At 61.6% G+C, this 26,537-nt stretch carries 22 protein-coding genes; 21 read left to right on the top strand and 1 reads right to left on the bottom strand.

Annotation, left to right across the window (positions count from 1 at the left end):
- The first annotated feature begins 16 nt into the window (after positions 1 to 16).
- Positions 17 to 4,456, top strand: coding sequence for a PolC-type DNA polymerase III (locus ASH01S_RS00380; protein WP_067921733.1), 4,440 nt, complete (start codon positions 17 to 19; stop codon positions 4,454 to 4,456).
- A gap of 19 nt (positions 4,457 to 4,475) precedes the next feature.
- The gene (locus tag ASH01S_RS00375) at positions 4,476 to 5,402 is read left to right on the top strand and encodes a prephenate dehydratase (RefSeq protein WP_067921730.1); all 927 of its coding nucleotides are present in this window, start codon (positions 4,476 to 4,478) and stop codon (positions 5,400 to 5,402) included.
- Positions 5,403 to 5,449: 47 nt separating this feature from the next.
- Here the strand turns inward: ASH01S_RS00375 and typA are convergent, their stop codons facing one another.
- Entirely contained in the window at positions 5,450 to 7,294 is a 1,845-nt protein-coding gene (typA, locus tag ASH01S_RS00370) for a translational GTPase TypA (RefSeq protein WP_067921727.1), read from the bottom strand.
- 266 nt (positions 7,295 to 7,560) lie between these two features.
- Here typA and rimP point away from each other — a divergent pair, with 266 nt between their 5' ends.
- From rimP to dapA, 19 genes are all read left to right on the top strand, one after another.
- Positions 7,561 to 8,034 carry a ribosome maturation factor RimP gene (rimP, locus tag ASH01S_RS00365; RefSeq protein WP_067921724.1) on the top strand — a complete coding sequence of 158 codons (474 nt, stop codon included), beginning with the start codon at positions 7,561 to 7,563 and terminating at the stop codon, positions 8,032 to 8,034.
- A 36-nt stretch (positions 8,035 to 8,070) separates the two neighbouring features.
- Entirely contained in the window at positions 8,071 to 9,195 is a 1,125-nt protein-coding gene (gene nusA / locus ASH01S_RS00360) for a transcription termination factor NusA (protein WP_067921721.1), read from the top strand.
- Positions 9,196 to 9,251: 56 nt separating this feature from the next.
- Entirely contained in the window at positions 9,252 to 9,533 is a 282-nt protein-coding gene (gene rnpM / locus ASH01S_RS00355) for an RNase P modulator RnpM (protein WP_067921718.1), read from the top strand.
- Entirely contained in the window at positions 9,526 to 9,909 is a 384-nt protein-coding gene (locus tag ASH01S_RS00350; protein WP_067921715.1) for a L7Ae/L30e/S12e/Gadd45 family ribosomal protein, read from the top strand. The genes rnpM and ASH01S_RS00350 overlap by 8 nt, the downstream gene beginning before the upstream one ends.
- 19 nt (positions 9,910 to 9,928) lie before the next feature.
- Positions 9,929 to 12,565, top strand: coding sequence for a translation initiation factor IF-2 (gene infB, locus ASH01S_RS00345; protein WP_373278535.1), 2,637 nt, complete (start codon positions 9,929 to 9,931; stop codon positions 12,563 to 12,565).
- A gap of 62 nt (positions 12,566 to 12,627) precedes the next feature.
- Positions 12,628 to 12,987: a 30S ribosome-binding factor RbfA gene (gene rbfA, locus ASH01S_RS00340; protein ID WP_067921709.1), complete on the top strand. Its 360-nt coding sequence runs from the start codon at positions 12,628 to 12,630 to the stop codon at positions 12,985 to 12,987.
- Positions 12,988 to 12,991: 4 nt separating this feature from the next.
- Positions 12,992 to 13,987 carry a DHH family phosphoesterase gene (locus ASH01S_RS00335; RefSeq protein WP_067921706.1) on the top strand — a complete coding sequence of 332 codons (996 nt, stop codon included), beginning with the start codon at positions 12,992 to 12,994 and terminating at the stop codon, positions 13,985 to 13,987.
- A 16-nt stretch (positions 13,988 to 14,003) separates the two neighbouring features.
- Positions 14,004 to 14,930 carry a tRNA pseudouridine(55) synthase TruB gene (gene truB, locus ASH01S_RS00330; protein WP_067921703.1) on the top strand — a complete coding sequence of 309 codons (927 nt, stop codon included), beginning with the start codon at positions 14,004 to 14,006 and terminating at the stop codon, positions 14,928 to 14,930.
- Positions 14,921 to 15,883: a bifunctional riboflavin kinase/FAD synthetase gene (locus ASH01S_RS00325; RefSeq protein ID WP_067921701.1), complete on the top strand. Its 963-nt coding sequence runs from the start codon at positions 14,921 to 14,923 to the stop codon at positions 15,881 to 15,883. Before truB ends, ASH01S_RS00325 begins: the two co-directional genes overlap by 10 nt.
- Before the next feature lie 148 nt (positions 15,884 to 16,031).
- A complete protein-coding gene (gene rpsO / locus ASH01S_RS00320; protein ID WP_067921698.1) occupies positions 16,032 to 16,298 on the top strand; it encodes a 30S ribosomal protein S15 in 267 nt (88 codons plus the stop codon).
- A gap of 178 nt (positions 16,299 to 16,476) precedes the next feature.
- Positions 16,477 to 18,585: a polyribonucleotide nucleotidyltransferase gene (locus ASH01S_RS00315; RefSeq protein WP_067921695.1), complete on the top strand. Its 2,109-nt coding sequence runs from the start codon at positions 16,477 to 16,479 to the stop codon at positions 18,583 to 18,585.
- Positions 18,586 to 18,723: 138 nt separating this feature from the next.
- Positions 18,724 to 19,653 carry a polysaccharide deacetylase family protein gene (locus ASH01S_RS00310; protein WP_067921692.1) on the top strand — a complete coding sequence of 310 codons (930 nt, stop codon included), beginning with the start codon at positions 18,724 to 18,726 and terminating at the stop codon, positions 19,651 to 19,653.
- Positions 19,654 to 19,734: 81 nt separating this feature from the next.
- On the top strand, positions 19,735 to 20,988 hold the full coding sequence (locus ASH01S_RS00305) for a M16 family metallopeptidase (RefSeq protein ID WP_083516680.1): 1,254 nt from the start codon (positions 19,735 to 19,737) through the stop codon (positions 20,986 to 20,988).
- A 5-nt stretch (positions 20,989 to 20,993) separates the two neighbouring features.
- Positions 20,994 to 21,455 carry a dUTP diphosphatase gene (gene dut, locus ASH01S_RS00300; protein ID WP_067921689.1) on the top strand — a complete coding sequence of 154 codons (462 nt, stop codon included), beginning with the start codon at positions 20,994 to 20,996 and terminating at the stop codon, positions 21,453 to 21,455.
- A gap of 177 nt (positions 21,456 to 21,632) precedes the next feature.
- Positions 21,633 to 22,538: a dipicolinate synthase subunit DpsA gene (gene dpsA / locus ASH01S_RS00295; protein ID WP_067921684.1), complete on the top strand. Its 906-nt coding sequence runs from the start codon at positions 21,633 to 21,635 to the stop codon at positions 22,536 to 22,538.
- Positions 22,522 to 23,136 carry a dipicolinate synthase subunit B gene (locus tag ASH01S_RS00290; protein WP_067921683.1) on the top strand — a complete coding sequence of 205 codons (615 nt, stop codon included), beginning with the start codon at positions 22,522 to 22,524 and terminating at the stop codon, positions 23,134 to 23,136. The genes dpsA and ASH01S_RS00290 overlap by 17 nt, the downstream gene beginning before the upstream one ends.
- Positions 23,137 to 23,170: 34 nt before the next feature.
- On the top strand, positions 23,171 to 24,244 hold the full coding sequence (locus tag ASH01S_RS00285; RefSeq protein ID WP_067921680.1) for an aspartate-semialdehyde dehydrogenase: 1,074 nt from the start codon (positions 23,171 to 23,173) through the stop codon (positions 24,242 to 24,244).
- A complete protein-coding gene (dapG, locus tag ASH01S_RS00280; protein ID WP_067921677.1) occupies positions 24,241 to 25,488 on the top strand; it encodes an aspartate kinase in 1,248 nt (415 codons plus the stop codon). Before ASH01S_RS00285 ends, dapG begins: the two co-directional genes overlap by 4 nt.
- 1 nt (position 25,489) lies before the next feature.
- Positions 25,490 to 26,377, top strand: coding sequence for a 4-hydroxy-tetrahydrodipicolinate synthase (gene dapA, locus ASH01S_RS00275; RefSeq protein ID WP_083516679.1), 888 nt, complete (start codon positions 25,490 to 25,492; stop codon positions 26,375 to 26,377).
- Positions 26,378 to 26,537: the final 160 nt, after the last annotated feature.

Genomic DNA, 26,537 nt, shown 5'->3' with positions numbered 1-26,537 from the left:
AGTTGGAGGCAGACGAATGAGCGAGATGCAGCATGCGCTGGCAGTGGATGCGGTCGAACCGAGCGACAGTTTCCAGCTTCCCCTGTGTGGGATTGAACAGGTGCAGCTGCACCTTCAGGCCAAGCGTCTAGTCGTTCGACCCTTGCCGCCGTTCCCCCAACAGGAGCCATCGGAAACGGCTAATCCTGCCGAAGTGGCGGAGGAGTTGTACCGGCAGGCGTGGGAAGCCCTGCAAAATCATCGCCTGGTGGGCCGAGTGTGCCAACAGGTTTTTCCGCCCAGCGTGGAGTTGCAACTGTTGTCGCCCGTCTGGGAGCGGCGGCCCACGCCGGCGGAGGTTTCGGCCATGGTGCAGGCACTCCTGGACGCGTATGCGGGCGTGGAACCGATGGTCGGCAATTGGTTTCGCCGGGCTCGACGCGAAGTGGTGGTCGAGGATTCATCCGTCTCATCCGATGTAACGGTGAACGCCCGGTTTTGGTTGGAGAGCCCATCCGTGCACGAACAGGTGCAACGCAAGCGGGCGGGTGAATGGTTGGCCCGTCTGGCGAAACAGGCGTTGGGCCTGCATCTGATCGTCCAGTTGGATGTGGATGCGGACGCGCAAGAGCGTGCGGAGCAGCTTCGCCAGGAACTGCTGGCCCAACAGCGGCAGGAGGTAGTCGAGATTGCCCGGCGAGAACGGCAGGCGGCGGAGGCCAAGCCGCCTGCTGCCGACACTGCCCGTCCGGACGCCTCCTCTTCCTGGCGCGGGCGGCGTGAGCGCGACGACGAGCCGATTCCCGAGTTGACGATTGGGAAGGGTGAAATCCATGGTCCCGTGACCCCGATGAAAGACATCGCGGACGAGATGCGGAGCGTGGTCGTGGAAGGGCGTGTCTTCAAGTTGGAGACCCGGGTGCTGCCCAGTGGGCGCAAACTCTATCAATTCAATCTGACCGACGAAGAGGATTCCATCACCGCAAAATACTTTACCAATTCGCCCCGGCAAATGGAGGCGCTGGATCCTCTCCAGTCTGGCTCTTACGTGCGCGTCATGGGCGCGGTTCAATTTGATCCCTATCAAAAAGAGCTGGTGCTCATGATTCACGCCATGCGCCCGGCCGAGCCGCCGCGGCGGACCGATACCGCGGTAGATAAGCGCGTGGAACTGCACCTGCACACCCCGATGTCGGCGCTGGACGCGGTAACCCCTCTGCAGCGCTTGATGGCGCAGGCGGCCGAGTGGGGACATCCCGCCATTGCGGTCACCGACCACGGTGGGGTGCAGGCGTTTCCCGAGGCCTACGAACTTGGTCAGAAGTACGGCATCAAGGTGCTCCTGGGAGTGGAAGCGTACGTGGTCGACGACGGCACCCCTATCGTCTACCGTCCGGCGCCGATTGCGCTCGATCCTACGCTGGAGTACGTGGTCTTCGACACGGAGACGACGGGACTGAATGCGCGCGAAGACACGTTGATTGAGATCTCGGGCGTCAAGGTGAAAAATGGCGAGTTGGTGGATAGCTTCACCACATTGGTGGATCCCGAACGCCGGCTGTCTGCGAAAATCACCGAGCTGACCGGCATTTCGCCGGATATGTTGGCGGGTCAGCCCAAGCTGCCCGAAGCCATGGCGCGCTTTCGCGAGTTTGTGGGCGATGCTGTGCTGGTTGCGCACAATGCGGAGTTTGACGTAGGATTTCTCCATCAGTGTGCCAAACGGATTGGTATGGAGGACTGGACGCAGCCGGTCATTGATACCCTGGCCCTGGCTCGCCTGTTGTATCCTGGCGAGAAAAATTACCGGCTGAAGACGTTGACCAACAAGTTCCACATCGAACTGGTCAACCATCACCGGGCCCTGGCCGACTCCGAGGCCACCGCCAAACTGTTTTTGCGCATGCTCAGGGATTTAGGCGAACGCGGGATACGTGATCTCCAGGCGCTGAATCAACTGTCCGGTGACATCGATATGTCGCGCGTGCGGCCGTTTCACGCCACCATATTGGTCACCAATCAGACGGGACTTCGCAATCTCTACGAACTGGTATCGCTCGGCCATACTCGCTATTTGCACCGTGTGCCGAGATTGCCGCGCAGCGAGCTGGTGCGTCTGCGGGAGGGCTTGTTGATTGGGTCCGCCTGTCAGCGCGGCGAATTGGTGGAAGCCTTTCTGCGCGGCAAGTCCCTGGAGGAGATCGAGGAGATCTGCGAATTCTACGATTTCCTGGAGATTCAGCCGCCCAGCCACTATGAAAACTTGGTCCGCGACGAAACCGTGCAAAGCCTGCAGAGCATCTGCGACATGCACAAACAGATTGTCGAACTGGGCAAGCGGCTGAACAAGCCGGTGGTGGCGACTGGGGACGTGCACTTCCTCAATCCCAAGGACGGGGTCTTTCGCGAGGTGTTCCTGCAGGCTCAGCCGGGTACTCAGGACGCACGCTCCGCGTCGCTGTTTTTCCGCACCACCGACGAGATGCTGGCCGACTTTGAGCACCTGGAGGAGCAGGACCGCAGGGCGGTGGTCATCGACAACCCGCGCGCCATCGCCGACGCCTGCGAGGTGGTCAAGCCGATACCCGATGATCTGTACACGCCGGTCATCGACGGCGCGGAAGACGAAATTCGCCAGCTGGCCTATGACAAAGCCAAAAGCTGGTACGGCGATCCGCTGCCGGATCTGGTCGAGCAACGGCTGCAAAAAGAGCTGAACTCTATCATCAACAACGGCTTCGCCGTGATCTACTTGATTGCTCACAAGCTGGTCACCAAGTCGTTGGAGGACGGGTACCTGGTCGGCAGTCGTGGTTCTGTCGGGAGCTCCTTGGTGGCCACGATGACCGACATTACGGAAGTCAATCCACTGCCGCCCCATTACCGCTGTCCGTCCTGCCGGCACAGCGAGTTCATCACGGACGGCAGCGTCGGCTCTGGCTTCGACCTGCCGGCCAAGGATTGCCCTCGCTGCGGCGCGTCGATGCTGAAGGATGGTCAGGACATTCCGTTTGAGACGTTCATGGGCTTCAACGGCGACAAGGTCCCGGATATCGACCTCAACTTCTCCGGGGAGTACCAGCCCCGGGCGCACCGGTACACGGAGGAACTGTTCGGCAAGGACCACGTGTTCCGGGCCGGAACCATCTCCGCGGTGGCGGAGAAAACCGCCTACGGGTATGTTCGCAAGTTCGCCGAGGAAAGGGGGTTGAACCTGCGCAGCGCGGAAATGGACCGGTTGGTAGAGGGATGTACCGGTGTCAAGCGCACGACCGGCCAGCATCCGGGTGGACAGGTGGTGGTGCCCCGGCACGAGACCATCTATCATTTTACGCCCGTGCAGTACCCGGCTGACGACAAGACGACCGGCACCTTGACCACTCACTTCGACTATCATTCCGGGCTCGAGCGGTGTCTGCTCAAGCTGGACATTCTCGGACACGACGATCCGACGGTGATCCGCATGCTGCAGGACCTCACGGGTGTGGACCCAAAGTCCATACCATTGGACGACCCCAAGGTCCTGGAGCTGTTCCGCGGGACTGAAAGCCTCGGCGTGACTCCCGAAGAGATCCGGTCCGCCACGGGCACCTTTGCGATTCCCGAATTCGGCACCAAGTTTGTCCGGCAGATGCTCGAGGACACGAGGCCGACGACGTTTTCCGAGCTGGTGCGAATTTCCGGCCTGTCGCACGGGACGGATGTGTGGCTGAACAACGCGCAGGACCTGATTCGCAACGGGATCGCGACCTTGTCCGAGGTCATCTGTGCGCGCGACGATATCATGGTGTATCTGATCTACAAGGGCTTGGAACCGGCGCGGGCGTTCAAGATCATGGAGTCGATTCGAAAAGGCAAAGGGGTCAAGGAAGAAGACGCCGCGTACATGCGTGAACACGGCGTCCCGGACTGGTACATCGAGTCTGGGCGCAAGATCAAGTACATGTTTCCGAAGGCGCACGCTGCCGCCTACGTCCTGATGGCCGTCCGCATCGCTTGGTTCAAGGTGCATCATCCGCTGGCGTTTTATGCCACGTACTTTACGGTGCGGGCGGACGACTTCGACGTCGAATTGATGGTTCGCGGCAAGGAAGCCATCCGCAATCGCATCGAGGAACTGGAGGCCAAGGGAAACGCCGCGTCGGCAAAGGAAAAGAACCTGCTGACAGTGCTCGAGGTCGCGCTGGAGATGACGGCGCGCGGGTACCGCTTCCTGCCGATTGATTTGTATCAGTCTCATGCCACCCGGTTTCAGGTGGTGGAGTCTGAGAAAGCCTTGCTGCCGCCGTTTGCCGCCATTCCGGGAGTCGGGGAGAGCGCCGCCACCAGTCTTTACGAAGCCTGTCAGCAGGGACCGTTCTTGTCCGTCGAGGACTTGCAGGCGCGGAGCAAAGTCTCCCGTGCGGTCATCGATATCCTCGATGCCCTGGGATGCCTGAAGTCGTTGCCGGAGACCAATCAACTGTCCTTATTTTGAGTCGCGCGGGAGGGATAGCGTGCGTCTGTATTACTTAGGACCGGAGGGAACCTTTTCCCAGGAGGCCGCCGCCTACTTCACCAGGCTGTGGCCGGGCCGTGGGGTTGAGGTTTGTCCGCTGCCGTCGATTGCGGCTGTCATTGAGCAGACGCAAAAGGAATGTCGGGAAGCGGTGGAGGCGGGCCGGGAAGGAGAGGCTCCGTTTGCCTCCATCCCGTTGGAAAACACCATTCACGGCGGTGTCACCACCAGTTGGGACCTGCTTGGCCAAATCGCTTTTCGGACCATGGACCAAGCTTCCTCACATTGGGCGGACCTGCAGATTGTCGCCACCCATACCTTGGCTATTGAACACTTCTTGTTGACCGTGAGCGCGGACGTTGAGCTGAACGAGATCGAAGAGGTCTTTTCCAAGGCCGAGGCGCTGGCCCAGTGTCAATCGTGGCTGTCCGAGCATCTGCCCCAGGCCCGCTTGACGGCGGTGGCCAGTACGGCCGAGGCGGCTCGCCACGTGCGCAAGGCAGGACGGCGTCAATGGGCGGCCATTGGATCCTCCCAGGCGGCGGCTGTCCAGGGCTTGGCCGCTTCCTATACGTGCCTGGCCGCGAGCGAGGGGAATCAAACCCGGTTTGGCTTGGTCGGACTGCCCATGCTGACGCCGCGGGCTGTGCGCCGGCACAACGGCCGGCGCAAGCGGTCGCTGGTCCTGGAGGGGGTGCCGAATCGGCCCGGAGGACTAGTTGACACTCTGCGCGTGTTTTGCGGCAAGGGATTCAACCTCAGCCGCATCGAATCCAGGCCCAGCGGCACAGGGTTGGGTACCTACGTTTTCTTTGTCGATGTGGATTGGGACCCCGAGGCGGCGCCGGAGTGGCGCCGAGCGCGGGCTGAGTTATCCGAGATGGGCATCCGTGTGGCCCACCTCGGACTGTATCCGGAAGTGTGACCCGGGACGAGGTGAGCCATTCCCGTGGCGGATGAGCCACACTGGCGTCAGGCTTCCACGGCCGAGGCCTGACGCTTTTGCTTCGCCTTGCGCTCCCGTTCTCCTTTGTTCAAATACCGCTTGCGCAGGCGGATGCTCTGGGGCGTGACTTCACACAGCTCGTCGTCCGTGATGTAAGTGATGGCCTCCTCCAGGCTGAGGATGCGCGGAGCCTTGAGACGCGTGGTCTCCTCTTTGGTTGAGGAGCGCACGTTGCTCATGTGCTTTTGCTTGGTGACATTTACGGTCAGGTCGTTTTCCCGGGTGTGCTCGCCAACAATCATGCCTTCATACACGACGGTGCCCGGCGTGATGAACATGACCCCGCGGTCTTCCAGAGCCTGCAGGCTGTAGGCGGTGGCCGTCCCGCCTTCACTGGCAATCAACACCCCCTGCCGGCGGGTGACCACATCGCCGCGCCAGGGGCCGTATTCGGCGAAGGTGTGGTGCATGGTCCCGTAACCCTTGGTCAGGGTTAGAAATTCGCCACGAAAGCCAATCAGACCTCGCGCCGGGACAAGAAACTCCATGCGTGTGGTGTTTCCGGACGGCGCCGCCGCCATCGACTGCATCTCGCCCTTACGTGTGCCCAGAGCTTCAACCACGGCTCCCACAAACTCGTCTGGGACATCCACCACCAGGCGTTCGAGCGGTTCCAAAACCTGTCCCTCCACGCGGCGCACGATGACGCGCGGTTTCGACACCTGCAACTCGTATCCCTCGCGGCGCATAGTTTCAATCAGGATGGACAGATGCAGTTCGCCGCGGCTGGCGACGCGGAACTGGTCCGCTTCCTCCGTTTCTTCCACCCGCAGGCTGACGTCCGACTCTAACTCCGCGAACAGCCGTTCGCGCAACTTGCGCGAGGTCACGTGTACACCTTCGCGCCCCGCCAGGGGGCTGTCGTTGACCATGAACGTCATTTCCAGCGTTGGCTCATCGATGGTCAACAAGGGCAGCGGTTCCGGTGCCTCGATGGCCGCGACAGTCTCTCCCACCGTGATGTCCCCGAGGCCTGCCATCGCAATGATATCCCCCGCGCTGGCGCTGTCCACTTCCTGACGGCGCAAGCCTTCGAAAGCGTACAACTTGACGACGCGAGATTTGTCCATGCTGCCGTCGCGCTTCAGAATAGCCACCGCATCGCCGACTCGCACCGTGCCACGGGCGATGCGACCAATGCCGATGCGTCCCAGGTATTCGTTGTAGTCGAGCATGGTCACCTGCCACTGCAACGGGGCTGTCACATCCACAGTCGGGGCCGGGACGTGTTCCAGGATGGCGTCAAACAGCGGACGCATGTCGGTGCCAGGATCATCCGGTTGCCGGCTCGCTGTACCACGCAGTGCAGACGCGTATACCACCGGGAACTCGCACTGTTCCATCGAAGCTCCCAAATCAATGAACAGGTCCAGTACCTCGTCGACCACTTCCTGGGGGCGTGCGTTGTCACGGTCCATTTTGTTGACCACGACAATGGCGGGTAGTCCCTCCGCCAGTGCGCGCTCCAATACAAACCGTGTCTGTGGCATGACCCCTTCAAAGGCATCGACCACAAGCAGCACAGCGTCTACCATTTTCACAATCCGTTCGACTTCGCCACTGAAGTCCGCGTGGCCAGGGGTGTCTACGATGTTGATCTTGACGCCGTGATAGGGAATAGCTGTGGTTTTCGCTAATATCGTGATGCCTCGTTCCCGTTCCAATTCGCCAGAATCCAAGGCCCGTTCTTCGATCTGTTGATGGCTGTGAAACAGTCCCGATTGGCGCAGAAGCTGGTCCACCAACGTCGTTTTACCGTGATCGACGTGGGCGACGATGGCGACGTTGCGTAGACCACTCATCGTTTCCATGAAGATCCCCCACCTTCTTGCGCGGTCTGCATCCCACAATACCATCCGGGCCCGACGCCTGCAACGCCAGCCCGTTCTCGGGCTCCGTTCAGGCATTGCGGCTACGGCGTACCGGTGCTATAATGGCTCTGTTAGACTCCGTATAGGTTATGCGGCGAAGAGTGGGGTTCACCCACTCTTCGATTTATGAGGCTGTCAACGCCCCTTACGCCCCAGGGGCGCCAAGCCGCAAACGACCCAGAGCGGGTTTTGAGGGAGGAACGTTCGTGCCCAAGCAATCCGTGACCGACATCGTGCAAGCGTTGGCGGAACCGATAGTCCATGCGTCCGGTGTGGATCTGGTCGAGGTGGAATACACAAAGGAAGGAGCTACCTGGTACCTGCGTGTGTTCATCGACAAACCGGGCGGCGTGGACATTGATGATTGCAGCCGCGTCAGCGAGGCGTTGTCGGAGCGCCTGGATGAGGTCGATCCCATCCCGAACGCTTACATCCTGGAGGTGTCCTCTCCGGGTGCGGAGCGTCCTCTTAAGAGACCGGAAGATTACGAGCGAGCCGTGGGTCGATCCGTGCGAGTGAAGTTGTATGAGCCGCTCGCTGGTGAGAAGGTGATTGAAGGGGTGCTGGACGATTTCGATGGGCAAACGCTGACCATCACGCGCCAGGTCGGGGGAGCTGAACGCCGCGTGCTGGTGCCGTTCTCCAAGGTGGCGGCGGCTCGCCTGTCGCTTGAGTGGTAATCGAGTCGCGACAGCCAAAGGGGGAATCGACGTCCCATGAATGTGGATTTTATCGACGCGTTGGAGCAACTGCAAAGGGAAAAGGGGATTGACAAGGATACGCTCCTGGAAGCCATCGAAGCCGCGTTGATTTCCGGTTACAAGCGCAATTTTAATTCGGCCGCCAACGTGCGCGTCGAAATTGAGCGGGAGACAGGCGAGGTGCATGTCTACGCGAGGAAGACGGTGGTCGAGGACGTGACCGACACGCGGCTCGAGATCTCGCTGGACGCGGCACTGGATTTGGATCCGAAATACCAGGTCGGCGACGTGGTGGAAATTGAGGTCACACCACGAGACTTTGGCCGCATTGCCGCGCAAACGGCGAAGCAAGTGGTCACCCAGCGGATTCGCGAGGCCGAACGGTCTATCATCTACAGCAAATTCTCCGACCGCGAGGAGGAAATTGTGACCGGCGTCGTCCAGCGATCCGATGGGCGAGCGGCTTACGTGGATGTGGGGCAGGCGGAAGCCGTGCTGCCGGCCTCCGAACAGATGCCGGGCGATATCCTGCGCCCTGGCGACTTCGTCAAGGCGTTCATCTCCCGGGTCGAGAGAACGTCCAAGGGACCGCAGGTGTTGCTGTCGCGCACTCATCCCGGATTCTTAAAACGCCTGTTTGAGCTGGAGGTTCCGGAAATTTACGATGGTGTGGTCGAGATCCGGGCCGTGGCGCGCGAGGCCGGGTACCGTTCCAAGATTGCGGTGTATTCGCGCAATCCGGAGGTGGATCCGATTGGCGCCTGTGTCGGCGCGCGAGGCATGCGGGTGCAGGCCGTGGTCAGTGAACTGCACGGTGAGAAGGTCGATATTGTAAAGTGGGATGAAGATGTCGCGACCTTCGTCGCCAATGCTCTCTCACCGGCCAAGGTTTCCGATGTGCAGGTGATGGAGGGCGAGCACATCGCCCGCGCCGTCGTTCCGGATCACCAGTTGTCTCTGGCGATTGGCAAGGAGGGGCAGAACGCTCGCTTGGCGGCCAAACTGACTGGATGGAAAATTGACATTAAGAGCGAGACGCAAGCGGCCGAATTGGGGATGTTTGGGACGATTGGCAGCTTCGCGGACGAGGAAGATGACGACATCGGCACCCTGTCCGAGGATTGGTTGAACGAGCCGTAATCCGTTTGTGGTTCTTGCCGCATGGGCGGCTGTGGAGTGTCAAGGGAGGGATGCGTGTGCAACGGCAGCGGAAGGTGCCCCTGCGCAAGTGTGTCGGATGTCAGGAGATGTTCCCCAAGCGCGAGCTCATCCGCGTTGTGCTGACTCCAGAAGGGGAGATTGTGCTCGACGCAACCGGCAAGCGCAACGGTCGGGGGGCGTACCTGTGCGGACGGCCCGAGTGCCTGCGGCAAGCGCGCAAGCGCAAAGCGTTGGAGCGCGCGTTGAAGAATCCGGTGCCGGCCGGCATCTACGATGACCTGGAAGTTCGCTTGCAGGGAGGGAACGGCGATGGATGACCCGACCGAGCCAAGGCCGGCCCTTGCTGCGAACGAACTTCGGACACTTAACAATTGGCTCGGACTCGCCATGCGGGCCGGCCGCATGCGGATTGGGTCCGAGGCCGCGCTGGCCGCAGTTCGGGCGCGGCAGGCGCAGTTGGTCGTGCTGGCGGGGGACGCGGGGACGAACGTCGCAAAGAAATTCCGCGACAAGTGTACGTACTACCAGGTGCCGTTGCTGACGGGACCCAACAAGGATGTGTTCGGACGGGCACTGGGGCGCAGGGCCGTAGTCGTGGCGGCCGTGCTGGATGCAGCCTTTGCCGAGCGGCTGCGGCGCCCCCTGCTGGCAATTTACGGAGGTGAAGCTTTTGACGAAACTGAGGGTCTATGAATACGCGAAGCAGTTGAACATGTCGAGCAAAGAAATTATCACCATACTGAATCGGTTGGATGTGCCTGTGGCCAATCACATGAGCGTGATGGACAACGACATGGTGGAGAAGGTGGAACAGTTCTTCCGGGACGTCAAGCGGCGGGCGGCTGAGCGGCACGCCAGCGAAGTGGAACGTGAATTGCGGGAGAAACAGCGGAACCGGGAGCGGGCGGTCCGTCAACAGGCGCAGGTCGACGCTGACCGGCAAGGCGGGGCTTCGCCACGCAATCGGTACAATGGCCACGGGCAGGCGGGTCGCCGGGACGGCCGGAATCCCGTGGGGGCGGGGATGCCGCAGCGGGACCGGGGGCGCTCCTTTGACGACCGGACCCGGCAGCCCGGGCGCGCCGAGGGTGCGGCGGGAACGGTTCGGACGCAGGTCGGAGGGGCGGACGGTTCGGCTGCGCAAGCTCCCGCGCGATCGGGCGGCTACCCCCGCAGCGGTCGGTCTTCCGGGGATTACGGCAGCCGGCCCGGCGGCGACGGACGCCGGGACGAGCGTACCAGCGACCGCCGGCCGGACGGAGCCGGCGGAGGGCGGTCGGATCGGCGTCTATCCGATAGGCCCGGTGAGCGCCGCGGCGCGGGGCCGCGTCCTGGCGGCGGTGCCGGGGGTGGCCGGGGCGGCCGTCCGGGAGGTCGACCCGGCGGTCGGCCTGGCGGTGGTTTTGGTCGGCCTGCTCCCATCCCGCCTGCGCCGGTCACGGGGAATCAAAACAAGCCGGTGACGGGACGAAAGGACAAGGAGCGCCCCGAGAAAGACCAGTTCGACCGCAAGGAGAAGTTCAACGAAGAGAAGCTTCTGCAGCGTCAGAGCGGGTCTCGCCGACGCGCACACGGTAGCGGGAACCGTCAGCCGCTGCCGACCAAGGTCACGGTTGAAGGGCCGATGTCGGTCGGCGATTTTGCGAAGCTGTTACACCGGGAAGCTTCCGAGATCATCAAGAAACTGTTGTTCCTGGGCATCATGGCGACGATCAACCAGGAGATCGACACCGATGCGATGGAGCTGATAGCCGGAGAATTTGGTGTAGAACTGGAGATTGTCGAACCGGCTGACGAAGAGGCCATCGACATGTTGGTCACCGAGGACAATCCGGAGGATCTGCGTCCGCGGCCGCCGGTGGTCACGATTATGGGGCACGTGGACCACGGCAAGACCACGCTCTTGGACGCGATTCGTCACAGCCGGGTTGCCGCTTCGGAGTCGGGCGGCATTACGCAGCACATCGGGGCCTATCAGGTGGAAATCGACGGCCGCCGTATCACGTTCCTGGATACACCGGGGCACGAGGCGTTTACCACCATGCGCGCGCGCGGCGCCCAGGTGACCGACGTCACCATCCTGGTGGTGGCGGCGGACGACGGAGTCATGCCGCAGACGGTGGAAGCCATCAACCATGCGAAGGCGGCCAACGTGCCGATTCTTGTGGCTGTGAATAAGATCGATAAGCCAGGGGCGAATCCGGATCGGGTCAAGCAGGAGTTGACCCAGTACGAGTTGGTCCCGGAGGAGTGGGGCGGCGACACCATCTTCGTTGAGATCTCCGCGCTCAAACAGGAAGGCCTGGATACCCTGCTGGAGATGGTCCTGCTGGTGGCCGACATCCAGGAGTTGAAGGCCAACCCGGAGGCGAGACCGCGCGGGACGGTCATCGAGGCCAAGCTGGATAAGGGCCGGGGTCCGGTCGCCACCGTGCTGGTGCAAAACGGTACACTGAAAGTGGGCCAAATCGTCGTGGCCGGGACTACCTATGGCCGCGTGCGGGCGATGATGAATGACCGTGGCAAGCGGATTAAGGAGGCAGGTCCCTCCACACCGGTGGAGATTCAGGGCTTGGGCGATGTCCCGAGCGCCGGCGACCGGTTTGTCGTTTACGACGATGAGCGGGCCGCCAGGGCCTTAGTGCAAAAGCGTCTGAACCGCGAGCGAGCGGCTCAGATGGAGCAATCCGCTCGTGTCACCTTGAACGACCTGTATCGGCAGATTCAGGAGGGCGGCATCAAAGAACTCAATGTCGTCGTCAAGGCCGATGTTCAGGGTTCGGTGGAGGCGGTTGTCGGCGCGATTGAGAAGATTGATGTCGAGGGCGTGCGGGTCAAGGTGATTCACAAAGGAGCCGGCGCTATCAACGAAAACGACGTGTTGCTGGCCAGGGCCTCGAACGCGGTCATCATCGGCTTCCACGTTCGCCCGGACGCGAACGCCCGCCGGGTGGCTGAGGCGGAGAAGGTGGACATCCGCCTGTACCGGGTGATTTACAACGTCACCGAAGAGCTGGAGGCCGCCATGAAAGGCATGCTGGATCCGGAATTTCAGGAGGTCGTGCTCGGGCACGCGGAGGTCCGCGAGGTGTTCAAAATTTCACGGGTGGGCACCGTGGCCGGCTGCTATGTGACGGACGGCAGGATGACCCGTGACGCGGAGGCACGCGTCATCCGCGACGGGGTGGTCGTATACGAAGGGGCGCTCGACTCGCTCAAACGTTTCAAGGATGACGTGCGCGAGGTCGCACAGGGCTTTGAGTGCGGTTTGACCTTGGAGCGGTTCCACGACATCAAGGTCGGTGACGTGGTGGAGGCCTTTAAGATGGAGGCGGTCAAGAAAGCCTAGTCGATGTTGGACCCCTTGGCGGCTGACCGTGTCCGCCGCCTGGACGAAGGAGGCTGAAGGCATTGGCTCGTCTGCGCGCCCAGCGTGTGGCTGAACAGATGAAAAAGGAACTGGCCGCCTTGATGCGTTCGGAGGTGAAGGACCCGCGCGTGGGGTTCGCAACCCTGACGCGGGTGGAGGTGGCCGATGATCTACAGCATGTGAAGGCATACGTCAGCGTGTTGGGAGACGAGGAGGCAAAACAGCACACCTTGTCCGCTCTCAGCAAGTTGGCCGGCTACCTGCGCGGGGAGTTGGCCCGTCGTCTGCATCTCCGTCTCACGCCGGAATTGGTGTTCCGGCTTGATGAATCCGGAGCTTACAGCGCGCGGATTGAGAGCGTGCTGCGGGAGCTCAAGAAGGACTCGCAGGGGGAGGCGTGAACGCATGTGGAATCCGGCCCCGCGTCAAGCGGCCGATTTGCAGCAGGTCGCGGAGGTGATTGCCAAGCGGGACGACTGGCTGATTGTCACCCACGAGCGGCCCGACGGGGACGCTCTGGGCAGCGCCTTTGCGATGGCCGAGATGCTGTCCAGTCTGGGCAAGTCGTGGCGGCTGCTGGTTGCGGAGCCGATGCCGCGCCGCTTCTCCTACTTGCCCGGGTTTGCCAAGGCCCAGGTAGCCGGGGAACCGACGGATCGACAATTTCAGCAGGTGATTGCGCTCGATTGTGCCGACAAGGGACGGTACGAGGGGGTGTCTTCCTACATTGCCGATGAGGCGCTCGTGGTCAATATCGACCACCACCAGACGAATCCTCGTTACGGCGACGCCAACTACGTGGACCCGCAGGCGGCGGCAACCTGTGAACTGCTGTATCACGTGGCCCGCCAGCTGGGGGTGCCCCTGTCGGAGGCGCTGGCGACTTGTCTCTATACCGGCCTGTTGACCGATACGGGCGGCTTCTCGCTGCCCAACACCACGCGCGAGGTGCATGAGATTGCGGCCGAACTGTTGGCCAGTGGGGTGCAGCCCTACGATGTGGCGGAGCCGGCGCTGGAATCGCGTACCTGGCCGCAGATGCGGTTGCTGCAGGCGGCTCTGGCCAACCTGCGTTTGCAGGAGAACGGGCGCCTGGCCACCATTTACGTGACCCGCGCCATGTTGGCGGAGGCGGGCGCCGATGACGATGACGCGGAGGGTCTGGTGGGTTTCGCGCGTAGCGTCGATACGGTGGAGGTCGGGCTGTTATTCCGGGAGACGCCGGACGGCAAGGTGAAGGTGTCTCTACGTTCGAAGCGGCGGGTGGATGTGGCTAAGATTGCTCAGCAGTTTGGCGGTGGAGGCCATGTCCGGGCTGCCGGCTGCACGCTGGGGCTGCCGTTGGCCGAGGCGATGGATAGGTTCACAATGGCGGTTGCCACCGAGTTGGGCCGCGTTTGACGGGGATGGTTGGCGGATGGTGCACGGAATTCTTGTGGTGGACAAACCTCCGGGGATGACCTCCCATGACGTGGTGGCCAGAGTAAGACAGCGCCTCGGAACCCGCAAAGTTGGCCACGCGGGTACGCTCGATCCGGACGCCACTGGGGTATTGGTGCTGTGCGTGGGCGATGCCACACGTTTGTTGGAGTATGTTTCGGCCGCGGACAAGGCGTACGAGGGTGAGGTCGTGTTCGGCCGGGCCACGGATACGGACGATGCCAGCGGCCTGGTGGTGGCGTCCGCCTCGGCGCGCCAACTGCGGGTGGAGGCGGTCGAGGCGGCGGCGCGGCGATTTGTCGGGGGCTACGACCAACGGGTACCCGCCTACTCGGCAGTACATATTGACGGCCAGCGCGCGTATGAGCGGGCGCGGCGGGGCGAGGCCCTGCAGCTGCCGCTGCGGCGTGTGCAGATCAGCAAGCTGGAGGTTGTTTCCTTCACACCCGGGGATGAGGCGCGCGCGTGGTTTCGTGTGGTGTGTTCGACGGGCACGTATGTCCGTTCGTTGTGCAGGGACTGGGGACAGGCCCTCGGTCTGCCGGCCCACATGGGATCGCTGCGGCGGACCCGGTCGGGGCGGTTTGATCTGACCCAGGCCGTCCGGCTGTCGGAGTGGGAGAACGCCGCCGATCCGGCGCGGGCGCTGCGGCCGATGGAAGAGGCGGTTGCTGCGCTGCCGCGTCTGTGTCTCGAAGGCGGGCAGGGTCAGCGCTTGGTGCATGGGCAAGCTGTACCATTGCCGCCGGACGTGGATCTGGGGACGGCAGAAACAGCCGGGGATGTCGCGGTCATGGCCTCGGATGGGAGTTTGTTGGCAGTGGGTCGGGTTCACCGTGAGGCCGGGCGTGGTTGGGTCCGGCCGCGCAAAGTTTTCTGGAAGAAGGGCGTGCCATGCAAGTAATCGACGTCAAGGACAGGCCCCCGGCACGCGACCGGGCGTGTGTGATGGCGATTGGCAAGTTTGACGGCGTGCACATCGGTCACCAAGCGATTCTGCAGGCCGCCCGACAAGCCGAGCCGCAGGCGGAACTGGCGGTGTACAGCCTCTGGCCTCACCCCGCCTGGGTGCTCGGTGGGCGGGAAGAGTACCGGGCTTCGCTGACGCCGTATGCAGAAAAGGTGCGGCAAATGAGGGCGCTCGGAGTCGACGTTCTGTACATGGTGGAGTTTTCCCGCACCTACGCCAAGACCTCGGCTGAAACTTTTGTACGAGACCACCTGGGTCCACTTCGTCCCTGCCGCGTGGTGGTGGGATCGGACTTTCATTTTGGTCAAGGCGGGCGCGCGGATGTGGAGGATCTACGCCGGCTCTGTGCAGAACTGGGCGTACCCGTGAGCGTGGTGGACCACGTGGAGGAGAACGGTCTTAAAGTGAGCAGTTCCCACATTCGCGAGCACCTGGCGTATGGTCGGGTGGAGGCGGCGGAGGCCTTGTTGGGGCGCCCCTACCGAATTGAAGGTCGGGTGGTGCACGGGGATGCGCGCGGGCGGACTATCGGTTTTCCCACTGCAAACTTGGAGTTGCTGGATGAATACGTGTTGCCCGCGCCCGGCGTCTATGCGGTCTCGGTCGAATGGGATGAGTTGGAGCAGGAGCGACGGGAGCACACGCGCAGGAGAAACTGGTTTGGCGTGCTCAACGCGGGCTACCGGCCCACGGTTGATGGCCGGGAGTTCCGTTTGGAGACGCACTTGTTTGGGGTAGAGCAAGATTTGTACGACCGGATTCTGACCGTATCTTTCCTGAGGCGTGTGCGGGAGGAGCGAAAGTTTGCCGGGTTAGAGGAACTGCGCGAGCAGATTGCGCGGGACGTTGCGAAGGTCAAGGATATGTTGGGCGTGCGTGGAAATTGATCTTTACACACGGTATGGACTCGTGGTATTCTATCACAGTATGACTAATGTAAGCTGCCCGTATAAACTGTGCCGCGGATTGTCGTTGCCTCCAGACGCTCTCTTCGGTAACAGGGATTCTTGCGGCAGATTTTTGGAGGGATAGAGGTTGTTGACCCAAGAACGCAAACGTGAAATTGTTGAACGGTTCCGCACCCACGAGTCCGATACGGGTTCCCCGGAGGTACAGATTGCCCTTTTGACGGAGCGCATCAATGACTTGACCGAGCATTTCCGAGTGCACAAGAAGGACCATCATTCCCGGCGAGGGTTGTACAAGATGATTGGCCATCGCCGGAATCTGTTGAACTACCTCCGGAAGAAGGATATCAATCGTTACCGTGAACTGATTCAGGCGTTGGGCCTGCGGCGGTAAGCGGGTATTGAGGCGGGCTTCGGCCCGCCTTGTTTATATCGGTCACGGATGTTTCCGGAAGCAGCCGGGCGGCGACAGGAGCCGGCTTGATCTGCACAGCGGAAGGAAATGCTATGACAAGGCCGAATTCATCCGGTGGACCGCTTGATGCAGGTGTGAAAGGGGACTTTTGAACGGTATGGTGAAGCAGCACGAATTTGAGCTTGCCGGTCGCAAGTGTATTCTTGAGACCGGCAAGCTGGCAAAACAAGCGACGGCTGCTGTGACGGTACGCTATGGCGACACGGTTGTGCTCGCCACGGTGACCGCCTCACAGGAGCCCAAGGAACTTGATTTTTTTCCACTGACGGTCAACTACGAGGAGCGTTTCTACGCGGTTGGGAAGATTCCCGGCGGGTTTATCAAGCGTGAGGGACGTCCGAGCGAGAAGGCGATTCTGGCTGCACGCTTGATTGACCGGCCCATCCGACCGCTGTTTCCGAAAGGGTTTCGCAACGAGGTTCAGGTGGTGACCATGGTTCTGTCCGTGGATCAGGACTGCGCTCCCGAGATCGCTGCGATGATTGGGACCTCGGCCGCTCTGACGATTTCCGACATACCGTTTGATGGGCCGATTGGGGGCGTGATCGTCGGACGGGTGGACGGACGGTTGGTTATCAATCCGACGGTCCAGGAAGCGGAACAAAGCGACATGCACCTGACGGTGGCCGGCACCAAGGACGCGATTGTCATGGTGGAAGCGGGAGCCAATCAGGTTCCAGAACGGGAGATGCTGGAAGCCATCTTGTTCGGGCATGAGACAGTGAAGCAGGTCATCGCAGAAATCGAAACGTTTGCGCAGGACGTGGCCAAGCCCAAACGGGAAGTGGAGCTGCACGTTGTGGACCCCGAGCTGGAGCAGCGGGTCCGAGATCTGGCGACAGAGGCCATCAAAGAGGCAATCAGGAACCCGGACAAGCAGGCCCGCGAAGCGGCGGTCGCCGAGGTTGGAGAGCAGGTGCAGGCCCAGTTGGTGGAAGATTACCCAGAGCATGCGAAGGACATCGACGAAGTGCTGCACGACATCCTCAAAGAGGAAGTGCGGCGGGCCATCATCTATGAAGGCATTCGTCCGGACGGACGAAAGCTGGATGAGATTCGCCCCATCTCCTGTGAGGTGGGACTGCTGCCGCGGGCACACGGGTCCGGTCTGTTCACGCGGGGGCAGACGCAGGCACTGTCGGTGTGCACCTTGGGGGCGCTCGGAGATGAACAGATCCTCGACGGATTGGATTTGGAGGAATCCAATCGCTACATGCATCATTACAACTTCCCGCCGTTCAGCGTCGGGGAAGCGCGGCCGCTGCGAGCTCCCAGTCGGCGGGACATTGGCCACGGGGCCCTGGGCGAACGGGCGCTGGATCCGGTGATTCCATCCCCGGACGAATTCCCGTACGCCATTCGTGTGGTGTCGGAAGTCTTGGAGTCCAACGGCTCCACGTCCCAAGCCAGCATCTGCGGCAGCACGATGGCTTTGATGGACGCGGGGGTGCCTATCAAGGCGCCGGTGGCCGGTATCGCCATGGGTCTGGTGGAAGAAAACGGCCAGGTGGCCATTTTGACGGACATCCAGGGATTGGAAGATCACTTGGGTGACATGGACTTTAAGGTGGCCGGCACGGCCCAGGGTGTCACGGCGTTGCAGATGGATATCAAGATCTCCGGGATCACGCGCGGGATTCTAGAACAGGCACTTGAACAGGCGCGCCAGGGGCGGATGTTCATCCTGGAGAAGATGCTGGCCGCTATCGGGAAGCCGCGTGGCGAGCTGTCCCGCTATGCTCCGAGGGTGGTCACGGTGCGCATTAATCCGGATAAGATTCGCGACGTGATAGGTCCCGGTGGGCGCGTCATCAACAAGATCATCGAGGATACGGGCGTGAAAATTGACATTGAACAGGACGGCCGCATCTTCATTTCGGGTGTGGATGCCCAAGGGGCCGAACGCGCAAGACAGCAGATACTGGATATTGTGCGTGAGGTTGAGGTGGGGACCACCTACGTGGGACGCGTGACCCGGGTGGAGAAGTATGGTGCGTTCGTGGAGATCCTCCCTGGCAAAGAGGGCTTGGTTCACATTTCCCAGCTGGACGTGGGACGTGTGGCCAAGGTGGAGGATATTTGCAAGGTGGGGGATGAAATCACCGTCAAAGTGACGGACATCGACAACCAAGGACGCATCAACCTGTCCCGCAAGGAGGTCTTGCGCCAGCGCCAGCGGTCTGGAAACCTGGCAAGCCACGGATAAGCTTGGCCCGCCCGTGTTCTTTCGTTTCTCCCATATGCATGTCTTGTGGACCGCAAGAATCCTTCCGCCCGTTCGGAGGGATTTTTTCGATTCGGGACAAGCTAACCCACGATACAAGACGTGCGAGGGGGAATCTCTATGGGACGTCATGGGCTGCGCATGTTCGCGTGCCTGGCCGCATGTTGGGTTGTTTGCACGGGAGCCGTTCCACAGGCGAGCGCCAAGGACAGAGACATCGAGGTGGAATTGCAAAGCCTGGGGGAGAAGTGGGCTCGGCCCGCTGTGAACGCTCGCGTAGACAGGGTGTGGCAAGCGATACCCGGGCTATCCGGTTGGCGGCTGGACGTGGCGGACAGTGTCCGCGAGACCCGGTTACAGCAGGATGGCCACCTTCATATGGTATGGAGGACCGTTGCTCCTCGCGTGCGCCTGGCGGATCTGCCGGCGAAGCCGATTTACCGCGGTCCACGCGAGGAAAAATCGGCCTGTTTGATGTTCAACGTGTCGTGGGGCGAGGAATATATCCCCGCGATCTTGCAGACGTTGGCGGCGGAAGGTGTGAAGGCGACGTTTTTCTTGGACGGCGCGTGGGTGGAAAAACACCCACAGTTGTCGTCGCAGATTGCGAGGGCGGGCATGGACATCGGCAGCCACGGCAGTGGGCACCCCGATTTTCGCAAGCTGTCGAACAGGCAGTTGACTGCGCAGATTGCAGGCTCTCGAGAGCGGATTGAGCAGACGACAGGGGTGCGCGTGGACCTGGTGGCTCCGCCGGCTGGCAGTTACGACCAACGGCTGGTCAAATTGGCTCGCCAATACGGGTGCTACACGATTCTGTGGACGGTGGACACCATAGACTGGCGTCGGCCCCCGGCCTCTGCCATTGCCGAGCGGGCGTTGGCGCATGCCGAGCCCGGCATGCTCGTGCTCATGCACCCTACCAAGCCCACCGTGGAGGCACTCCCACATATTATCATCGGCCTGCGCGAGCAGGGCTATAGCCTCAAAACGGTCAATCAGGTGGTGCACGAACAGCCGGCAACGGCCCCTCCCGATTTGTTGAGATAAGGATTGGCGGTCTGCTATAGTTAGTCTGGCAGATGCAGGCGTCCGTTCCATCGGTCGCCTTGACCCCAGGGAGGCTGCGGAGTGACGTACCGAGTCGTGTTGGATAACGGAGTGCGTGTCGTGGGCGAGGAGATCCCCAGCATGCGTTCGGTGAGCATGGGGATTTGGATTGGCACGGGTTCACGTTTTGAGACCAAGAAGAACAATGGCATCAGCCACTTTCTTGAACACATGTTGTTCAAGGGGACCCATCGTCTGTCGGCCAGGGAATTGGCCATGTTGTTTGACGAAATTGGCGGGCATGTCAACGCGTTCACCTCGAAAGAATACACCTGCTTTTATGCAAAGGTTTTGGATGAACACTTCGACACGGCGATTGAGACCCTGGCCGACATGTTTTTTGATTCCCAATTTTCACCGGAAGAGATGGACAGGGAAAAGAAGGTTATTCTTGAAGAGATCCGCATGTACGAGGATACCCCTGACGAGTTGGTGATGGATGTCATCGCCGAGGGGGCGTATCGCGATCATCCTTTGGGATATACGATTCTCGGCTTGGAAGACAATCTGGTGGCGTTCACTCGAGCGGATTTACTGGAATACGTGGCGAATCACTACCGTCCCGAGCGGGTGGTGGTGGCCATTGCCGGCAACATCCCCGAGCGTCGGGCGGTGGATACGGTCCGGCGGCTGTTTGGGCGAGCCTTCGTGGCTCCAGCCCGCACAACGGCGGAAGTCTCACCGCCCAGCTTCGACGCCCGCGTGACCGTTCGGGAGAAGGACATCGAGCAGGTTCACATCTGTTTGGCCGCCCCAGGGCTGGCTGCGGGAGACGAACGCCTGTACCCCCTGATTCTGCTCAACAACGCCCTCGGCAGTGCACCGAGTTCCAAACTGTTCCAGGAGATTCGGGAGGAACGCGGTCTCGCATATTCCGTGTTCTCGTTCCATTCGGCCTATCAGGATTGCGGCATGTTCGGGGTGTACACAGGCACCTCGCCTGAACACGTGGACACGGTCTTGGACAGGATTTACGCCATTTGTGAAGATTTGGCCAAGAAGGGCTTGACAGACAGCGAACTGCAGAAGTGCAAACAGCAGGTGAAAAGCTCCATCATGCTCAGCCTGGAAAGCACGAGCACTCGCATGAGTCGATTGGGCAAAAATGAATTGGTGTTGGGGCGCGAAGTGCCGCTGGATGAGACCTTGGCCGGCATCAACAGCGTAACTGTGGCGGATGTGAAGGCGATGGCTGAGTGGCTGCTTCAACAGGACTTTGCCTTGGCCGCGGTCGGGCCGGTGACGGAGAGCCGGTTTGAACGCTGGGTGAGGTGACGCGGATGGCCGATATTCACGTCAAGTATCGCGTCGTGTCCCCGCACTTCCGACCCGAGTATCTCCCCGAGTACGCCACGGCGGGGGCAGCCGGGATGGACCTGCACGCCTGCCTGCCCACCGCCATCACGGTGGCACCCGGTGAACGGGTCAAGGTCCCGACAGGCATCGCCATTCAGATTCTCAACCCGTATACTGTGGCCTTGGTGTACGCCCGCAGTGGCCTGGCGTTCCGCCACGGCTTGGCCCTGCCCAATGGCGTCGGTGTCATCGACAGTGACTACACGGGCGAGGTGATGGTGTTATTGATGAATTTTGGCGCCGAAGCGGTCACGATTGAGCCAGGGGATCGCGTTGCGCAGATGGTGTTTGCCCCCGTGCACCGGGCCGTACTCGAGGCCACGGATGCGTTTGTGCGGACGGATCGGGGGGAGGGTGGATTTGGTTCCACCGGGATCCGTCCGTAGGCGGGCCGCGCCGTACTCCACGATCCGATGACTATCAGATTGCAGACAAGCCCGACTGAGGGTGAGGGCCGCGACGTTCACCCCGTCAGTCGGGCTTTCTTCGTGCAGGCAGTTGCACCCGGATGGGCATTCGCTCATACACTGCATCGACCCAGTGGCAAAGGGGGGCGATGGCGGATGCTGACAGGCCGCCAGGTGCTGTTCATCGGGGGAGACGCGCGCATGGTCGAGGTGATCGCGCAGGTGATTGAATCGGACGGGAGCGTAGCGCTGATTGGTTTTGACCAGTTGTCCAAATCTTTCCCGGACACCCGTCACGTACCGCTGTCGGAACCGGTATTCAGTCAGGTGGACGGGATTGTCCTGCCCGTGGCAGGCATGGAGGACGACGGCCGCGTCGACAGTCACTTTGCGGAGGCCCCCATCTACCTGCGCGAGGACCTGTTTCGAGCCGCCAAACCGGGGACCTTCGTCTTTTCCGGCATCGCTCGGCCCGTCCTGGAGCAGTGGTGTCAGTCGGCCGGCTTGCGGCTGGTGAAGCTGATGGAGTTGGACGAGGTGGCTATTCTGAACTCCATTCCGACGGCTGAAGGGGCCATCGCCTTGGCGATGCAGCATACGGACATCACCTTGCACGGGGCCCGCGTCCTGGTGGTCGGTTTTGGCCGCTGCGGCCAGACGCTGGCCAGGACCGCGGCCGCTTTAGGGGCGAAGGTTCGTGTGGCTGCCCGCGACACGGCGGATTTGGCGCGAATCATCGAGATGGGCTTGGAACCGGTGGCCATGGATGGACTGGAGGCGGCGGTGCGCGACATCGATGTGGTATTCAACACGGTGCCTGCACCCATTCTGACCGCCGAGGTGCTGAAGGTGATGCCGCGTGAGACCGTAATCATCGATATCGCCTCCAAGCCGGGCGGGACGGACTTTCGCTATGCGGAACGACGTGGAATGAAGGCGATTTTGACGCCGAGTCTGCCGGGGTTGGTGGCGCCCAAGACGGCGGGGCGGATTATCGCAGCCACTGTGTGTAGGCTTCTGGCCGCCGATGGAGGAGGGATTACAGGTGGAGCTGAAGGGTAAGACCATCGGGTTTGCCGTGACCGGATCGCATTGCACGTACGCCGAAGTGTTTCCGGCGGTGGAACGGCTGGTGGCCATGGGCGCCACGGTCGTACCGGTTTTCTCCAACACCGTACTCGGCGTCGGCACACGGTTTGGGGAAGCGGGAGAGTGGGCGGAACGAATCGAAGCCGTAACCGGTCAACAGGGCATACGGACCATTCCCCAGGCGGAGCCGCTGGGGCCGAGCCAGCGTCTGGACAGCCTGGTCATCGCCCCGTGCACAGGCAGCACGCTCAGTCGTTTGGCCAACGCCAACACCGACTCTCCCGTTCTCATGGCAGCCAAGGCCACACTGCGCAACGACCGGCCGGTGGTGTTGGCCATATCGACCAATGACGGATTGGGGCTCAATCTATTCAATCTCGCCAAGCTCCTCAATACGAAAAATATTTTCTTCGTTCCGTTCGGCCAAGACGCGCCGCATGTTAAAATAAACTCATTGGTGGCGCAGATGCGGTTGATTCCAGAGACGTTGGAAGCCGCTCTCGAGAAAAAACAACTGCAGCCGTTATTGATTGAACGGTGGCGCGAGGAGCGGCCGTCGATATCTCCCTGACGGGGAGGGCTGCGGGAGAAGGAGTCGGAGACGAGTGCAGCGCAAGGAGAAATATTGCGTGGCCGTGCTGGGGGCGACAGGCGCAGTCGGCCGCAGGATGATTGATACATTGGCACGGAGAGAGTTTCCGGTCGGGGAGCTGAGGCTCTTGGCTTCCCCGCGGTCGGCGGGTACCACGCTCTCTTTTCGGGGTCAGTCCGTGCCCGTCGAGGCCGCCTCGGCGTCCGCCTTTGACGGGGTCGACATCGCGCTGTTCAGCGCCGGTGCCAGCGCCAGCCGGACCTACGCCCCGCTGGCGGTGGAACGGGGCGCGGTGGTTATCGACAACAGCAGCGCCTTTCGTCTCGAGCCGGACGTGCCCCTGGTGGTCCCGGAGGTCAATCCGCAGGCGGCCGAACAGCACAAGGGGATTATCGCCAATCCAAACTGTTCCACCATCCAACTGGTCGTGGCTGTCAAGCCGTTGGTCGACTTCGGGTTGGAACGCATCACCGTGACCACGTACCAGGCGGTCAGCGGCATGGGACAGAAGGCCATCGACGCGCTCAGCCAGGAGATCGCAGCCGGACCGAGCGATGTCAAAAAGACGCTGTTTCCGGTGCATGGCCAGTTCGCGACCTACCCGATGGCGTTCAACGTCCTGCCCCAGTGCGATGTGTTTGTCGAGGACGGGTACACCCGAGAAGAGATGAAACTGGTCAACGAGTCGCGCAAGATTTTAAGTATGCCGGGCCTTGAAGTCAGTCCGACAGCGGTTCGTGTGCCCGTTCTGTACGGTCACGCCGAGGCGGTGGAATTGCGCTTTCGGACACCGGTTACCCCTGAGCAGGTTCGGGATCGACTGGCGCACGCCAAGGGCGTGGTGGTCGTCGACAACCCGAATGAAGCGGTGTATCCGCATCCACGCATGGCCGCGGGGACGGGCGAGACGTATGTGGGTCGCATCCGCCGGAGCTTGGCCGACGACCGTTCAATTCTGATGTTCGTGGTGGCGGACAACCTGCTCAAAGGAGCCGCCTGGAACGCGGTGCAGATAGCCGAGTTGTTGGTCGGGATGGATCCGAATCGCAGTGACTGCGAACCAGTGGCGGAGGCGCCCCTGTCATGAGCGTGATTGTGCAAAAGTTCGGCGGCACGTCGGTGGCCGCCGAGGATGGCCGGCTCGCAGCCCTGCGCCATGTGGAGTCGGCTCTGGCTGACGGTTATCAAGTGGTGGTGGTGGTCTCCGCCATGGGCCGCCAGGGCGATCCGTACGCCACTGATACCTTGCTCGGCCTGATTCCCGACCGGCGGGGGACGCCGCCACGCGACCTGGATCTGTTGATGTCCTGCGGGGAGGTCATCTCGGCGGTGGTGTTTGCCGCGCTGCTGCGGGGGCGAGGGCATGAAGTGGCTGTGTTGACCGGGCCGCAGGCGGGCATTCGGACGACATCGGAGTACGGTCGGGCGCGCATTCTCGAGATTCGGGCGGATCGGATTCGCGAAGAGCTGCGCGACGGAAAGGTTGTCGTGGTGGCGGGCTTTCAAGGGGCTACGGAGACCGGCGAGGTCACGACGCTGGGGCGCGGCGGCAGCGATACCACGGCGACCGCGCTGGGTGTGGCGCTGGACGCCAGCTACGTGGATATCTTCACGGACGTCGACGGCATCATGACCGCGGACCCGCGAATTGTGGAAAACGCTCGTCTGTTGCCGCAGGTGACGTATACGGAGATTTGCAATCTGGCTTATCAGGGAGCCAAAGTCATCCATCCGCGAGCGGTGGAAATCGCGATGCAGAAAAACATTCCCATCCGCGTCCGCAGCACGCGGTCGGACGATGCGGGGACCTTGGTCGTCTCGGCCGCAGACGTGCTGGAGACGCGGGCGGTGACGGATCGGCTGCTGACGGGGGTGGCACACGTACCCCACCTGACGCAGATTCGCTTGGAAGGCCCCGGCGCTCGGCACCATGTGTTTGACGCGCTGGCCCGACACGGCATCAGCGTCGATTTTATCTCTGTCGAGCCAGGGCGTATCTCGTTCACGGTGCCGGACGCGGAGGCGCCGGGCGCGCTGGCGGTGCTGAGGGACCTGGGAATGGAGGCGAAGACGACGCCCGGGTGCGCAAAGGTGTCGGCGGTGGGGGCCGGCATGGCCGGCGTTCCGGGGGTGATGGCGCGCATTGTCGAGGCTTTGGCAGCGGAAGGAATCGAGGTGCTGCAATCCGCTGACTCGCACACCACCATCTGGTGTTTGGTGCGCGGCGAGGATATGGAGACGGCCGTGAAGGCCCTGCATCGCGCTTTTGGCCTGGGCCAAGAACCGGAATCGCCAAGCGCCGGATTCGACTACGGTACGGAGGTGAAGTAGCGTGGATTTTGGCCGCATTGTGACCGCCATGGCGACGCCGTTCACGAGTGCGGGGGATTTGGACGTTGTCGGTTTGGAACGACTGATCCATCATCTGCTGGACACGGGTACCACCTGTCTGCTGGCGGCCGGCACGACGGGAGAGTCCCCCACGTTGACTCACGAGGAGAAGCTGCGCCTGTTTGAACACACGCTGCGCCTGGCCGACGGGCGGGTGCCAGTGATGGCAGGAACGGGCACGAATGACACCCGAACGTCCATCGAGCTGTCTCGCGAGGCCCAACAGATGGGCGTTCACGGCCTCCTCTTGGTGACCCCGTATTACAACAAGCCCTCCCAGGAAGGTCTCTACCGTCATTTCGCCGCTGTGGCGGAAGCAGTGGACATCCCCATCATGTTGTACAACGTTCCCGGCCGCACCGCGGTCAATATGGATGTGGAAACGGTGCTGCGTCTGTCGGAAATCCCGAACATCGTGGCGCTCAAAGAAGCGAGTGGCAATTTCAGTCAAATCCTGGAGATTGCGGCCCGCAAGCCGGACGATTTTCTCCTCTACAGCGGGGACGACAAGTTTACGCTTCCGATGATGGCTGTAGGAGGCTACGGTGTGGTCAGCGTGGCTTCGCACGTGGTGGGCTTGGAGATCCGGGAGATGATAGACGCGTTCCTGGGCGGGGACCACCGCAGGGCAGCCACCTGGTCAGGGCGGTTACTGCCGATATTTGAGGCCCTGTTCCGCACAACCAGCCCTTCACCGCTCAAGGCGGCGTTGCAGCTGTTGGACGTTCCGGTCGGCGGGGTGAGGTTGCCGCTGGTCCCGGCTGGCGAATCTGTGGTGGAGGAGTTGAAACGGGAACTCATCCGCTTGCGCAAACTGCCAGAGTCTTGATTCGTCACCACGCTGCAGGCGAGGGGGAACCCTCGCCTTTTTTTATTGGTTGTGATTGCCGATGCGTCCGGGTATAATATTCTCAACGTGACTGGTGCGGCGGCCTGACAATCGCAAATAAATACGCGTCTGCGCGTTCCGGCAGACGCTTGGGTATTTG

The organism is Alicyclobacillus shizuokensis NBRC 103103 (assembly GCF_001552255.1).
In the GTDB taxonomy this organism is placed as follows: Bacteria; Bacillota; Bacilli; order Alicyclobacillales; family Alicyclobacillaceae; genus Alicyclobacillus_G; species Alicyclobacillus_G shizuokensis.
The sequence above is the reverse complement of the archived record's forward strand: the minus strand, read 5'-3'. Positions and strand labels throughout refer to the sequence as shown.